At 40.4% G+C, this 15,508-nt stretch carries 11 protein-coding genes; 8 read left to right on the top strand and 3 right to left on the bottom strand.

Features of this window, described 5'->3' with window-relative positions; translation table 11 throughout:
- The first annotated feature begins 520 nt into the window (after window positions 1–520).
- Genes MUS1_RS10415 through MUS1_RS10440 form a run of 6 tightly spaced genes read left to right on the top strand, consistent with a single transcriptional unit; the run spans window position 521 to window position 6,324 of the window.
- Complete coding sequence (locus MUS1_RS10415) at window positions 521–3,319, top strand: monovalent cation/H+ antiporter subunit A (RefSeq protein ID WP_036162249.1); 2,799 nt, start codon at window positions 521–523, stop codon at window positions 3,317–3,319.
- On the top strand, window positions 3,319–3,684 hold the full coding sequence (locus MUS1_RS10420) for a Na+/H+ antiporter subunit C (RefSeq protein WP_036162250.1): 366 nt from the start codon (window positions 3,319–3,321) through the stop codon (window positions 3,682–3,684). Before MUS1_RS10415 ends, MUS1_RS10420 begins: the two co-directional genes overlap by 1 nt.
- Entirely contained in the window at window positions 3,685–5,196 is a 1,512-nt protein-coding gene (locus MUS1_RS10425) for a monovalent cation/H+ antiporter subunit D (RefSeq protein WP_036162252.1), read from the top strand.
- Entirely contained in the window at window positions 5,193–5,678 is a 486-nt protein-coding gene (locus MUS1_RS10430) for a Na+/H+ antiporter subunit E (RefSeq protein WP_084035603.1), read from the top strand. Before MUS1_RS10425 ends, MUS1_RS10430 begins: the two co-directional genes overlap by 4 nt.
- Window positions 5,672–5,941, top strand: coding sequence for a K+/H+ antiporter subunit F (locus MUS1_RS10435; RefSeq protein ID WP_036162255.1), 270 nt, complete (start codon window positions 5,672–5,674; stop codon window positions 5,939–5,941). Before MUS1_RS10430 ends, MUS1_RS10435 begins: the two co-directional genes overlap by 7 nt.
- 8 nt (window positions 5,942–5,949) lie before the next feature.
- Window positions 5,950–6,324, top strand: a complete 375-nt coding sequence (locus tag MUS1_RS10440) for a Na+/H+ antiporter subunit G (RefSeq protein ID WP_036162257.1) — start codon at window positions 5,950–5,952, stop codon at window positions 6,322–6,324.
- On the opposite strand, the gene amt is transcribed toward MUS1_RS10440, so the two are convergent.
- Window positions 6,311–9,355, bottom strand: coding sequence for an ammonium transporter (gene amt / locus MUS1_RS10445; RefSeq protein ID WP_036162258.1), 3,045 nt, complete (start codon window positions 9,353–9,355; stop codon window positions 6,311–6,313). The two genes, MUS1_RS10440 and amt, sit on opposite strands and share 14 nt — an antisense overlap.
- A gap of 235 nt (window positions 9,356–9,590) precedes the next feature.
- Window positions 9,591–11,624, bottom strand: a complete 2,034-nt coding sequence (locus tag MUS1_RS10450; protein ID WP_051436208.1) for a hypothetical protein — start codon at window positions 11,622–11,624, stop codon at window positions 9,591–9,593.
- Window positions 11,625–11,869: 245 nt separating this feature from the next.
- Between MUS1_RS10450 and MUS1_RS10455 the strand changes: the two genes are divergently transcribed.
- Window positions 11,870–12,160, top strand: a complete 291-nt coding sequence (locus MUS1_RS10455) for a hypothetical protein (RefSeq protein WP_036162260.1) — start codon at window positions 11,870–11,872, stop codon at window positions 12,158–12,160.
- 18 nt (window positions 12,161–12,178) lie between these two features.
- Here MUS1_RS10455 and MUS1_RS10460 read toward each other — a convergent pair whose 3' ends face one another.
- Entirely contained in the window at window positions 12,179–13,696 is a 1,518-nt protein-coding gene (locus tag MUS1_RS10460; RefSeq protein WP_051436209.1) for a Ppx/GppA phosphatase family protein, read from the bottom strand.
- Window positions 13,697–14,221: 525 nt separating this feature from the next.
- Here MUS1_RS10460 and rho point away from each other — a divergent pair.
- On the top strand, window positions 14,222–15,487 hold the full coding sequence (gene rho / locus MUS1_RS10465) for a transcription termination factor Rho (protein WP_036162261.1): 1,266 nt from the start codon (window positions 14,222–14,224) through the stop codon (window positions 15,485–15,487).
- Window positions 15,488–15,508: the final 21 nt, after the last annotated feature.

Genomic DNA, 15,508 nt, shown 5'->3' on the forward strand with positions numbered 1-15,508 from the left:
TTACAGTTCCTCTCAAAAAATTAAACATTATTTTCTTTTTCAACATTTTTTACACATTTCCCTATAACCCTGCGACCTAGTACCATCAATGACGCCATCAAGTAGACAATAAATCTCTGAAGCCTCTTAAAATAATGTCGTTTTTGAAATGAAGGTTGTAGCAGCTTATGAACAACCATTGCCCATCCGACATTCCTTCCAGATCATGAATAATGGATGATCACAAAAAAGGGCAAAGTAACAAAATTTCATTCCGGCTTCGAAGGCGGAACTTTTCTAAATTTTCAAACTCTTACTTGTCATCATTTAGATGTTTAATTTATGATATTTTTCGATGTCGGTGGTTTTAGACTATTGATTTTATTAGTAAACGGCTATGCTTGTTGCCAAACGGCATTATTTGCTTTAACGCCTAATCTTATTGAACAAACCTCATATTGAGACCGCTTGTTAGGATAACAATCATGCTCGTATATAATACTTATTCTGTACCTCCGTTAACTGAAAAGGAGTTTTTCCATTGAGTTCACTGATCTGGCTGCCTTTTCTTCCTTTATTAGGTACATTAATTCCACTTCTTACTGCTCGTTTTAGCCGTACTACTTGTGCGTTTATGACGGCTGCATTACCTGCATTAACCTTATTTTTAATACTTTCCAATGCCGGTGATATTTTTCAAGGCGAACGTTTTCAAGCCGCCATTCCTTGGATACCTGCGATTGGGCTAGAACTGGCCTTCCGTTTAGACGGATTAGCCTTGTTGTTCTCAATTCTTATTTTGGGCATTGGCTTACTGGTTATTCTGTACGCTCGTTATTACCTTTCAGCTCAAGATTCAATCGGAAAATTTTACGCTTATCTAATCTTATTCATGTTTGCCATGCTGGGCGTAGTGTTATCAGATAACTTAATTCAACTTTGGTTTTTCTGGGAATTAACCAGTATTAGTTCATTCTTGCTAATCAGCTTCTGGGGCCATAAAGCCGACGCCAGAAAAGGTGCCAGAATGGCCCTTACGATTACAGGTGCTGGTGGTTTAGCATTATTAGCTGGCTTACTCATTTTAGGTAATACTGTTGGAAGCTTTAGTCTTCAAGACATTTTAGATAGCGGCCCTTTTATTAAGGACAGTGCAAACTACCCGGTTATTGTTGTATTGATTTTACTTGGCGCTTTCACCAAGTCAGCACAATTTCCTTTCCACTTTTGGCTACCAAATGCCATGGCTGCACCGACGCCAGTTAGTGCTTACCTACACTCTGCCACTATGGTGAAAGCAGGTATTTTCTTAATGGCGCGCTTTTACCCTGCGTTAGCCGATACTGATTTGTGGTTCTTAATTGTAACTCTGACTGGCCTCGCGACCTTCTTGATGGGGGCTTATATCGCGTTATTCCAACACGATTTAAAAGGGCTTTTAGCAAATTCTACCATCAGTCATTTAGGCCTTATTACTTTATTGCTAGGTATGGGGACAGACCTTGCGGCTGTTGCGGCCGTTTTCCACATTATTAACCATGCTATTTTCAAAGCGTCGTTATTTATGGCTGCAGGAATTATTGACCACGAATCAGGCTCGCGCGATATGCGTCAGTTAAACGGTTTGTGGAAATATATGCCTTATACCGCTACTCTCGCTATGGTGGCATCGGCGTCTATGGCCGGTGTGCCATTAATGAACGGTTTCCTATCCAAAGAAATGTTCTTCACAGAAACACTCCATCAGGCATCTTTAGGCTCTTTGTCTTGGCTTATTCCAGTGCTGGCAACATTGGGTGGCATTTTCGCCGTTGCCTATTCCATGCGTTTTATTCACGATGTGTTTTTTAACGGTGAGCCAATTAACCTACCAAAAACACCTCATGAGCCACCACGTTATATGCGTGTTCCGGTGGAAATATTAGTCGCGCTTTGTCTATTGGTTGGTATCTTTCCAGGCTTCATGGTTGGCGATCTTTTATTCGCCGCAGCAAGCGCAACGTTAAACACTCAAGCACCGAGTTATAGCTTGGCGATTTGGCATGGCTTCAACTTCCCTCTCTTGATGAGCGTGATTGCTATCATTGGTGGATTGGTGATGTATCAAAATCGATCTCATCTATTTAAGTTTCAGGCTCAATTCCCAAAAAGTGACCCTAAGTTGGTATTCGAAGGCGTTATCCAATCTATTGCCAGTAAGGCAGGTCGTATTATTGCCTTTACTGAAAATAGCTCTTTGCAACGTTATATTTTCTTCACTTTAGGCCTTGCTGCCGTGATGACTGCGTCATCTTTGCTAAAACTAAACGCCACAGCAGGACAACGTCCAGAAATTCCGGTCGATGCTCTATCCATTACTGGTGCGGTTTTATTAAGCATTTCGGCTCTTGCTACTGTCTTGTGGCATAGAAGACGGGTCGTCGCACTGATTACTTTGTCTGTCGTTGGTTTGATTGTGTCTTTGGCTTTTGCCCAGTTCTCCGCGCCAGACTTAGCATTGACTCAGTTATCTGTGGAAGTGGTTACGGTGATTTTGCTTATTTTGGCATTGTTTTTCTTACCTCAGAAAACACCGAAGGAATCTTCTCCTCGCCGTGTTGTTCGTGATTTAAGCTTGGCATCATTGATTGGTGGTGTAATCGGTACGATCTGTTACGCCTTAATGACACGACCACTTGATACGATTTCTACCTTCTTCACTGAGAATAGTAAAACCGGTGGCGGTGGCACAAACGTCGTAAATGTAATTCTGGTCGATTTCCGTGGTTTTGATACCCTTGGCGAAATCACCGTACTAGGCATTGCGGCATTGGGTATTTATAAATTAATTTCTCGAATGCGCTTATTTATGCCATCCACTGACGGTAATGGTCTTGCTTGGTCAGAAGACAGACACCCTATTCTATTAGCCGTGATTTCTCAAAGTCTGCTGCCTTTGGCGCTTCTCGTCTCTGCCTATATATTCTTACGTGGACATAATATGCCAGGGGGTGGTTTTATCGCTGGGCTTATCACCTCTGTAGCAATTATTCAGCAGTACGTGGCTCACGGTGTTGATTGGATTAAAACGCGTATCAAGTTGGATTATCAAATCATGATAGGTTCCGGCATTAGTATCGCGACACTAAGCGGTTTAGGTAGCTGGGCTTTTGGCCATACTTTCCTTTCCTCTTGGTTCGATTATTTCTATTTACCTCTCATTGGTAAATTCGAGTTAGCCAGTGCCATGATATTTGATCTTGGTGTTTTCCTCACAGTGGTTGGTGCAACCATGTTGATTCTCGCCAATCTTGGCCAGTTAACGACCAGTGAGCGCCCTATCCAAAAGGAGCATGATTAATGGAAGGTATATACGCATTTTGCGTCGGTTTATTAACCGCTTGTGGCATCTTTCTAACATTACGAGGCCGCAGTTTCTCCGTGGTTATCGGTTTAACATTACTGTCCTACGCAGTAAATTTATTCTTGTTTGCCAGTGGCAGACTGAAACTGAATAGCGCTGTAGTGTTAGGCCAGTCTGAACAATACAGTGACCCATTACCTCAGGCCTTGGTATTAACCGCTATTGTTATTGGTTTCGCGATGACAGCTTTTGCTGTGATCCTAGCCATGCGAGCACGAGCAGATTTAGGTAATGACCATGTGGATGGCAACTTACCAGCGCAACCTAATGAAGCATCAAACAGATCAGGAGGAAACCAATAAATGCAACACTTAAGCATTTTTCCTATTCTGATTCCTTTGTTGTTTGGCGCAATTATGTTGTTGCCACCTTTCTCTAAGGATATCGCTTCTCAACGTGTTTGCTCTGTTGTTGGCACCTTATTCTTACTAGTGTCTTCTGCTGTGCTGTTGTTTGAAATCAATATCAGTGGTGTTCAAGTTTATGCATTGGGTGGCTGGCAAGCACCGTTTGGTATCTCACTTATTGCTGATAAAGTTTCCAGCCTTTTAGTCTTGCTTACATCCTTTCTAGCTTTTTCGGTTATCTTGTATGCCATTGGCGGTAAAGACAAAGGCGGGGCGTATTTTCATCCCTTGTTTATGTTTCAAATCATGGGGATTAACGGTGCCTTTTTAACGGGCGATATTTTCAACTTATTCGTCTTCTTTGAAGTTTTGTTGATCGCCTCATACGCGCTGTTGATTCATGCTGGCGGCAAACAAAAAACCCAAGCCACATTGCATTATGTGATTCTGAACCTCGTTGGCTCCAGCTTATTTTTGTTCGGCTTAGGGATTTTATACGGCACACTCGGTACGCTGAATATGGCCGACATGGCCATTAAAGTAGGTCAACTTGAAGGTGAAACAGCAACACTAGCAAAAACTGGAGCGCTCTTGCTCTTAGTTGTATTTGGATTAAAAGCCGCCATGCTGCCTATGCATTTCTGGCTACCAAAAACATACGCCAGTGCTAGTGCTCCTGTTGCTGCTCTTTTTGCGATTATGACCAAGGTTGGCATTTACAGTATTTTTCGTGTCTACACGGTTATCTTCGGTGAAAATGCGGGCGAACTTGCTAACATTGCTACACCTTGGCTATGGCCTTTAGCATTACTGACGATTGCTATAGGCAGTATTGGTGTTCTTGCTAGCCCAAGTCTAAAGGTCCTCAGCGCAAACCTGGTGATTGTTTCGAGTGGTAGTTTATTAGCGTGTGCAGCGATTAATTCCGAGGCCGCTACCTCTGCAGCCTTATATTATATGGTGCACAGTACATTGGCGTCTGCTGGCCTATTTTTACTGGCTGATATGATGGCTCGTCAACGAGGCAAAGCTGAAGATCGATTCGTACATTCACGTCCTTTTGTTCAACCTAGGTTATTAGGTTTTGCTTTTGCTATTTCAGCGCTTGCTTTAGTTGGCATGCCGCCACTGTCTGGCTTTGTAGGCAAGGTAATGATTTTGCAAGCAACCCAATCTTCACTGCAAACCATGTGGGTTTGGCCTCTGATCCTTTTAGGAAGCTTAGCTGCCCTTATTACTTTTTCAAGAGCAGGAACGACCTTGTTTTGGCGGCATAATGGTTCGGTTGCTGCGGAAGCAGAGCCAGCTAAAAAGACTGAAATAATGTCTGTTGCTCTTTTGTTATTAGCCTCTCCAATTTTGGTTCTATTCGGTGGTGATATCACTGAATTCACCCAAGAAGCGGCAAGTTACCTACATGACATACAATCTTCAGCTTATGCCTTATTACCAGGAGTAACCCCATAATGTTATTTCCTATGCCGTTTCATAGCCTGTTACTTTTTACTGTTTGGTTATTACTAAACAATTCAATCAGTGCAGGACACATAGTTTTGGCTGTATTTTTCGCCATTACCATTCCTTGGCTAGTCAGTGGTATGCGAGATGAACATCCAAAGATCCTTAAACCTTGGTTGGCCATTCGTTATGTACTCATGGTAATGAAAGACATTTTAACCGCAAATGTTGAAGTGGCGCTGCTCATTATCGGTCCAATTAAAAAGCTAAATCCAGGGTTCGTTGCTGTTCCGATTAACATAGACTCAGATTTAGGTATTACTCTTTTAGCGAGCACCGTATCTCTAACACCCGGAACTGTCAGCGCAGAAGTATCAAAAGATAAGTCATGGTTGTATGTTCATGCTCTTCATTTAGATAATGAAGAAGAGCTTATTCTATCTATCAAGCAGCGATATGAAATGCCAATCAAGGAGATTTTTGGATGCTAAACATAACCATAATCATTGTCGCCGCTTTCATCTGTATCGCTTTAATTTTGAACTTGTGGCGACTATTGAAAGGTCCAACTACATCAGATCGAATATTAGCGCTCGACACCATGTACATAAATGCTATTGCGCTAATTTTACTGTATGGAATTCACGCTAGCAGCGTTTTGTACTTTGAAGCCGCATTATTAATTGCCATGCTAGGGTTTGTTAGTACCGCTGCGCTATGTAAATACTTACTTCGCGGCGACATCATAGAATAGGACTCGTTATGCCTTTATATTTAGAAATTATCATCTGTATATCTTTACTCATTGGCGCCGTATTTTTATTAATCGGCTCCTATGGTTTAATTCGTTTACCAGACATCTATATGCGCTTACATAGCCCAACCAAAGCATCGACTCTGGGTATTACCGGAGTATTAGTGGCTTCTATGATCTTTCAAAGTCATTTGAAAGGAAGCTTTTCTGTACAAGAATTGCTGATCACTTTGTTTCTGCTAATTACGGCTCCTGTTGCAGCAAATATGATCGCTAAAACGGCTCTGCATTATCGTAAAAAGCCGTTAGAAAGAACTCAGAACCAGGAGCTTATGGAAACGATACGTGACCGCGAAGAACCTCAGAAGCCTAGTGAGTCTTAGCAAGTAGCTTGGCGACACTTTCACTGCTCATTGGCTTATGATAGTAGTACCCTTGAAAAATCTCACAACCTAATGACTTCAATTTTTTTGCTTGCGGAGCGGTTTCAACACCCTCCGCAACAATCACTAATTCCAGATTTTTCGCCAGATGAATAATAGTTTCACAAATTTTCCCGTCCTCTAAATGACTGTCGCACTCTCTTACGAATGATTGATCAATCTTCAGCGTGTCTAAAGGTAAACGCCTCAAATAACTCAATGACGAATAACCGGTTCCAAAGTCATCCACTGAGATTTTAATACCTAACGCTTTTAACTCTCTCATGACATCGATACAACGCTGAATGTCTTGCAGTAAAATGCCTTCTGTAATTTCAATTTCTAATAAGCTGCCTTCAATCTTATGTCGCTCTAACACTTCTGAGATATAAGCAACCAAAGTATCAGAAACCAAGTGACGTCCTGAAAGATTTACTGAAATTGGCACAATAGCGATCCCTTTATCGCGCCATATTCTTTGCTGCTTCAATGTTTGATCTATTACCCATTCATCTATTTTATCAATTAAATTAGACTCTTCAGCGATGGGTATAAAATCAGCAGGTGAGATGTATCCTTTTATTGGATGATTCCAGCGAATAAGGGCCTCTAGACCCAGTATATTCTCTTTCTCCATAAAGACTTTTGGTTGAAAAGCTAAAGTAAATTGCTTTAACGAAAGCGCTTCATGTATCTCTTTTTCGACGCCGAATTTTTTAGTGACTACGCTGGCCATCTCGGAGGTAAAAATTTTCGCATTATCACGACCATTTTCTTTTGCGCAGTACATTGCAATATCAGCCTGTTGAATCAGTTTATCCGCGCCTGTAGTTTGATCACTAGAGCATGAGATACCGATACTCGTTGGAATCGAAAAATCTTGTCCACTTAAATGAATAGGCTCTCGCATGACATCTAATATTTTCTGAGCACGATCTACAAGACAACTTTCGGTGACTTCTTTTGTCATCATAAAAACAAATTCATCACCGCCCCAGCGGGAGATAACATCCGATTCATTAGAAATATCCAGCAATCGTTTTGCGACCTCACATAAAAGCTCATCGCCAGCTTTATGCCCTAATGTATCGTTAATTTGTTTAAAATTATCCAAATCTAAAAACAACAAGCCCACGACCGTTTTTTCTTTAGTGGCGAAGAGCAAAGCACTATCCAATGCGTCCATTAAATAGGTTCGATTATATAAACCTGTAAGAGGGTCACTGTAAGCCAGAAGCTTCAACTTTTCTTGGAGCTTCATGTGACGAGTCATATCTCTAATATGAAGCGTGTACTCACTCTCAGATGATACTTTGGCATTCGCTTTTGTAATGGCTATTTCAGCTGGAAAATGATGATTTGGATCTCTTTGCAAACGGAAAGGGTTACGTCGGTTCAATATTAATCCATTGGAAGAAAAGCCAGAGTTCAAACTCTCAAAAATTGCCTGCCTATCCTCTTCAAGAATAAATAAGCCTATAAAGCTTTTCCCTTCAACTTGTTTCTTTAAACAACCAAAAGTGCGCTCTGCCGCTGGATTAAATTCCATAACAGAACCAAATCGATTGATCGTTACAATACAATCCATAGACGAATTTAAAATTGCCGACTTTCGAATTTCACTTTCTTGGAAACGCGCTAAGGCATCATCTCGCTGAGCAATTTCAGTATTGACTCGACTAATAACTTGATTGTACTTCTGTGCTATTTGACCAACTTCTGTAAATGGCTCTTCTGGAACAGGCTTAGAGAAGTCTATATTATTTTGTTGATATTGCATGGACGTTAGCAGATCAAATAGTTCAGTGGTTGCCCGATGCTCTGCCACATTCAATCCTTGCTCTTCTTGCTCTTTACTCGCGCGCAATGGCATAAAACGATTTAAAAGCCACATACAAGCGTAACCAATAAAGAAGCAATACAAGCCAATTACAATGACACCTAAAAGCTGTACCGATAACTGCTCTGAAAAGCTAAGAGCATTATCAATTCTGTCTGTTTGCCCAAATAAAGCGACACTTAACGTTCCCCATACTCCTGCAAATAGGTGAGCAGGAACCACATCAAGCGCATCATCTAAGCGCCACCTCTCCATAAGTAGACTACCGTAATACACAATAGCGCCGGAAACAGCGCCGATAATGATAGATGCTCCTGGAGAAACAACATGACATGCCGCTGTTATTCCGACTAAACCAGCAATGGTGCCATTAAGAACAAAGCCAATTTCAATATAGCCATCACGAAAATAATTAATCAATGCGGCGATTAATCCGCCCCAAGCAGCCGAAATAAACGTATTTAAAATAATCATTGGGACATCATTGGTTAATGCTAATGTGCTCCCCCCATTAAAACCAAACCAACCAAACCAAATTAATAAGACCCCAAGTGCTGACAAAGGAAGATTATTTCCAGGAGGTAAGCGTATACCTTCATCAAAACGACCTATACGAGGCCCAATGATTATAATTGCGGCCAATGCCAGCCAACCACCGACTGAGTGCACAACAGTAGCCCCTGCAAAATCAACAAAACCTAACGCCTCAAGCCAACCTTGTGAACTTTCTGAACTATAAACACCAGACCAAGCCCAATGCCCCACAATTGGATAAATAAGAGTACTTAACACCACTGTAATGGCTATATAACCGATAAAAGTCATTCGTTCTGCGACGGCACCAGAAGCTAAAGTTGCCGCCGTCCCACAGAACATCATTTGAAAAATAAAAAAGCTAAATTCCCAAGGGGTATGTCTCTCATTAAATAAAAAATCACTTGATCCAAACAGCCCCGCGACGGAATCACCAAACATAATACCGAAACCAAAAAGCCAAAAAATTGTCGTTGAAATTATGAAGTCGGATATATTTTTTGCAGCAACGTTAATACTATTCTTACTACGAATACGGCCACTTTCTAAGCATAAAAAACCCGCTTGCATCATAAAAACAAATGCTGAAGTAACAAGTAACCAAGAAAAGTCTTCCATATACATCCTAAGCGCTAAAGCGCACTAAAATAAAGCATAAAACTGGAGATAGTGCATTCAATATCCGCCATAAAAAGCGTAGCGGTTAGAATCAAAACACAAAGTAATACCAGTTAAGACTCATTCAATAGTTAAGCCAACTTTGAAATATCCCTAGCGATTCTTTCAATATAAAAAAGGCCACCCTAATTAAGGTGACCTTTTTTAGAAAGCACTTTGTTTAACTTAAACAACACTAGCCATTAAGCGTAAGCACACTCGTTTTACTGATACGATGACGATAAATCTCTCGAAGGTATTTAATCGCATTCTTCACATTATTTATGTCCAAGCGGATGTCATTGATAGACACAAAACTTTGTGGGCTTTCAATTAATTCACGATATTTTTTCTCGTACATAGGCTTAATTGCATACCAGTTTGTATCCAAAATTTTCGCCGGGTTTTCATACGTCGTGAAATATTCATCAATCAGAGATTCATCAAGCTCTTCACTTTGAATCATACTAATAATCGCTTGATCGATTTCATTCGTGTATCGGTAAGCATCACGTGCAAAACAGCGTTTCATGTAAGCAACCATAAGTGTTAAAAAATCATCACTTAAACATGGGCTTTTCGCAATAAGTGTCGTCAATGACAAGTTTGCTGACGCGCCAATCACAAGAGCGTAACGCTTCAAAGTTGTGTTTGGACATAAACGATTCAAGTGCATTTTCAACCGATTTAATGCAGTGAAAGACAATTTATAGTCTCGTGGCAAAGAAATAATAGAAACAATCGATGAACAGTTTTTAAAGAAATGTAGGTGGTTCAATGTACTGGCATCGAAGCCACTTTTTCTGTAGACCTTAATAGCTTCACGATATTTTTCTGATTCCACAGGCAAAACACTTACACCTTCAATCGCGGAGGTATCTGCATTAAAGTGTGGTAATTCAATAGAGCGACAGAACAAGTCGTCAATATCAACACTGTCTTGACGTACACCTTCACCAACAACGCTTTCAGCATACGCAACAGCAACTGGGCCTGCCAAACTCATAAATAAATCATTGGCATCAAGGCGAATCGTTTCAGAAATATCAATTCCCGCACGACGGAAGTAATCTTCATCGTAATCGGTTGTTACTGCTTGTGCGGTTAGAATGTTGAAAATTTGCTGAGAAATATACTGATTTGCATATTTTTCCATGGTGTTTACATCGATGTTATCCGCGTTCCCACCATTTTCTTCTTCGGCATAACGCATGATGTCATTAGAGATCAACATCATCGAGTTCCAAGGACGAATACGCTCCATCACATCAGCAGGGACTTCGTCATTATCTCGCTCTTCGTTATAAGAGAAATTCCATTCTTCAGAAATATATTTCGTTAGCAAACGTCCCGCATTAATATGCAAAGCTTCCGAGATTTCAACATTCTTCCCTGAGATATTCGGTAAAATACAAATACCAGACGTAAAGATAGGCTCAAATACAAAGCTATGGCGCTTGTCTGCAAGCTGGCTTTGACTCTGAGCAGAACGATAGTCAAACGTTTTGCTTAAATAAGAAAATTGCTGCGCTAAACCGAATTCTGATGCCATACCTGACCCGGTACCACCACCAGCACTGAAGATATAGAAATAAAGACGAGATTGATTTGCTTTAATACCGCATGAATCCACAAGGTAAGAATGCATTTGCTTCCATTCTTCATTAATAAATGTGGTCGCATCTTTATTAAGAATTATTTTGGCTAAATATTGACCTAAGATAGGCGCATTACCGGCACCACCAGCATGAACTTCAGAAAAGTCCATTATTTGCAGTTTTTTGTATTCCTCTAAAAACTGAGCTCTTCCCTCTTGATTAGAAAAACGTATTCGTCCTTCAATATCTTTATCCAAATCACCAAGTAAGACAATCGGCTCAATTAAAAAGACAGGTTTAAAACCATCCTTTCCTTCCATCGGTAAGTGTTTTCTAATCCAACGTAAAGGGCGAAACTCACCTTCACCATCCAACATCTCTTGGCTTTCAACTTCCCGCATATAATTTGCTCTCGCTTCATACACAAGCGACGCAACGTCTAACGCGATATTAGAACCACAACGACCTAAACCAATAAGGCAAACAGAAGGAAAGACCTGATCGTTAACAACAGTTCCATCTACTACAGGTGGGTGAATTCTGTTACGAACTATGTCTAAATTTTCTAAGATTTGCTCTAGATTAGTCTCAGTGAAATAAAGGTGTTCTATTGGGAGGTTTTCTTGGCTCATGCGGCATCCTTTTTGAAGCAAATTACTTACAACAGATAATCATTCATGCTATTAACCAGTTAATGTGATATCAAAGCAGGCTTTTGATCTGTTAAATTTACATTTTTTTTGCAATTTTATGTATAGACAATATCATTCTTGATATAGCAATGACACTAATATACAAAATACAAAGACAAAAGTGCATAACTTATTTTTTGTACTACTCTATACAGAATCTCAGATAATTATCTAAGGTGGATCCTTTGTCCATTTCCTCAGTATCAAACAATAATACATCTACGACTTCTCTTTATTTGCAGCCAGAGAAAGTAGACGTACGCCAAGATTTTAAGAACAACCAAGATCCAGTTCAGTTATCTGACCAAGCCAAACAACTATTATTGAGCCAGGGTCAAAATAAAGAATCAGAAAAAAAAGAGACAGGGAAGGAGTCGGTACAAATATCATCAAGTATTGGCAGGACATCTAGAATCACAGGATTACACAGAGAGGATGTCGCTGCTTTATACCGATCTATAGATAAACTAACTTAATCTATAGCTCACTGACCTTTAACTAAAGGTCAGTGTATAACCACTTAAAACAAGAGCTTCAGCCTCTCGTTGTAAATTAGCCAGCGTTAAAGGCCTACCATCTAACCACTCAGGTAGAAACTCAGCGTGCAAATTTTTATTATTCGCTTTCAATGTAAAAATAGGCATATCGCCTTCCTTTCTGTCATCGTGCAATAAAATAGACAGCCTTAGTAGAATAGATAAACGATCTAGGTCTTGTTGATCACTTTTTGTGAAACGGTAATCAAGTGATTGAGTAAACTTACGACGGTGACGTAAAATCAAATTAGCCAACGCTTGCTGCTCTTGTTGAGAGAACCCCGGCATATCTGATTCACTAATGATATAAGCACCGTGTTTATGGTATCGACTGTGTGAAATTCCAACACCCACTTCATGAAGTAACCCTGCCCAGCGAAGTAAATCTTCGCTAGAAATGCTCCCCAGATTCCAATCATCTTTCACTTGAGCCAAAGCGGACAATGCGGTGTGTGTTACTAATTTGGCTTGCTCTGTATCAATATGATATTGATTCAACATGTAATTGACTGTGCGTTCTCGAATATCAGTTTCAGCATAACGCCCCATAATGTCATACAGTACCCCTTCTCTCAGTGCGCCATTAGAGAAATCCATTTGCTTGATATCAAAACATTCAAAGACAGCCGTTAGTATGGCAATCCCAGCAGCGAATGTACCTTTACGCTCAGGCTTGAGACCCGGCAAATCAATATTGTCTGCATGACCAGCTAGAAATAATGCTTTTTGGATTTGTTTGAGCGATTTAGGGGTAATACCTTTTTTGCTCCAATTATTTTCCTTAACAATATTAAAAGCCGCTTTAGCAGTTCCAGATGAACCAATAGCCACATCCCATGTTTCATCTAAATAATCGTCTTGAATACTTAAGAGTTCTAGACGCGCAGCCGTAACGGCTTTTTGGAAGTTAGACTTATTAATCGAACCATCTTCAAAAAAACGCTGTCGGAAACTAACACAACCCATATGAAGACTTTCAGTTAATATTGGCTCCAATTGCTGACCAATAATAAACTCGGTACTACCGCCACCAATATCCACTACCAAACGCTTTGAATCACCATGATCCATGGTTCTTGAAACACCCACATAAATTAAGCGGGCTTCTTCCCTTCCTGCGATAATTTCAACCGGATGACTCATGATATCCATCGCCTTACCAATGAAATCATATCGATTTCTGGCAACACGTAGAGCATTCGTACCAACCACACGAACTGACCCTGGAGGCATATCTTCAATAACTTGTGCAAATTGCGCTAAACAATCCAAACCTCTTTGTTGAGAAGCATCATCAAGATGACCGTTCACCAACCCTGCGGCCAACTGAACTTTTTCACCAAACTCCCCAGTAATGCGCAGTTGTCCATGCGTAACTTGAGCAACAACCATATGAAAGCTATTTGACCCTAGGTCAATCGCCGCAATTTTTTCAAAGGGAAAGTCATGAGATTGTTGCAAAAAGAGTGATTGCATTCAGAAAGCCTTTTTATTACAGAAGTCTTAATAGAAAGAAGAGTATATCAGCTACCGGCAACCCCATTGACAAGAAAGTACTCAAAAATTCGAAATATCAGATGATAGTTTTATGAATTCGAACGATTTTTTAGAAAAAGCAAGCTGAGCAAGGTGTTATTTTTTCAAAAAAACGCCATCAAACTCAGATTAACTCTGAGTTTGATCAAAAAATTATCAGTTTTTCTTTTTTTCCGAGATTTGACTATAGACCTCGCCTTTAAGTCGAACTATAGTATGGAAGGTCTCAACAGTGATAAGACGAACGATTTGTCTTGTTCAGACTCGAATCAAATTGTTTCGCGCTGTATTGGCTATGCCCTATCCGGGCGGTTAAACAAGAACAAAAGACTTACTTAAATTGTTCTCTGTTTTTTAGTGCCGAATAGCTGATACTTTGTAAAATACTTCCAGACACAAATTATTGTTACTTAACTCTAATTCCGTCAATTTTCCTCTAATGAGCTAATACAAAAAAATCCATTTATGAACCTTACCGACTTAAAACAGAAATCAGTACACGAACTTTTAGAAATTGCAGCAGAAATGGGCCTAGACAACATGGCTCGTTCTCGTAAGCAAGATGTCATTTTCTCAATCCTAAAGCGTCATGCAAAAGGTGGGGAAGACATTTATGGCGACGGCATTCTAGAAATTCTTCAAGATGGCTTTGGCTTCCTACGTTCTCCTGACTGCTCTTACTTAGCAGGCCCAGATGATATTTACGTATCCCCAAGCCAAATCAGACGTTTCAACCTTCGTACTGGCGACACTATCGCTGGGAAGATTCGTCCGCCCAAAGATGGTGAGCGCTACTTTGCATTGCTAAAAGTTAATGAAATTAACTTTGATAAGCCAGAAAGCGTTCGCAACAAAATTCTTTTTGAAAACTTAACACCATTATTTCCAGATGAACGTCTATTGATGGAAGCAGGTAACGGTTCTACGGAAGATGTGACGTCTCGTATTATCGACCTTGTTGCTCCAATGGGTAAAGGTCAGCGTGCCTTAGTTGTTTCTCCGCCTAAAGCGGGTAAAACCTTCATGCTACAAAATATTGCAAACGCCATTACGCGTAACAGCCCAGATTGTCATTTGATCGTTCTACTAATCGATGAACGTCCGGAAGAAGTGACAGAAATGTCTCGCACTGTTCGCGGTGAAGTGGTTGCTTCTACATTTGATGAACCACCAGCACGCCACGTTCAAGTAGCAGAAATGGTAATCGAAAAAGCGAAACGTCTAGTTGAGCATAAACGCGATGTTGTTATTCTACTAGACTCAATCACTCGTCTAGCCCGCGCTTACAACACAGTTATTCCATCTTCGGGTAAAGTATTAACTGGTGGTGTTGATGCTAATGCCCTAGAACGTCCAAAACGCTTCTTTGGTGCGGCTCGTAATATCGAAGAAGGTGGCAGTTTAACCATTATCGCAACAGCTCTTGTTGATACTGGTTCGAAAATGGACGAAGTTATCTTTGAGGAGTTCAAAGGTACTGGTAACTCAGAACTTCACCTTGATCGTAAAATTGCGGAAAAACGTACTTTCCCTGCAATCAATATTCGTCGTTCAGGCACACGTCGTGAAGATTTATTGACCTCCGAAGATGAATTACAACGCATGTGGATTCTTCGTAAGCTTTTGAACCCTATGGAAGATGTTGCTGCAACAGAATTCTTGATTGATCGTCTAAAAGTAACTCAAACAAACGATGAGTTCTTCGAGTCAATGAAAGGAAAGAATAAATAATTCTGCTTTGCATACCACAAA

This window comes from Marinomonas ushuaiensis DSM 15871 (assembly GCF_000521805.1).
In the GTDB taxonomy this organism is placed as follows: Bacteria; Pseudomonadota; Gammaproteobacteria; order Pseudomonadales; family Marinomonadaceae; genus Marinomonas; species Marinomonas ushuaiensis.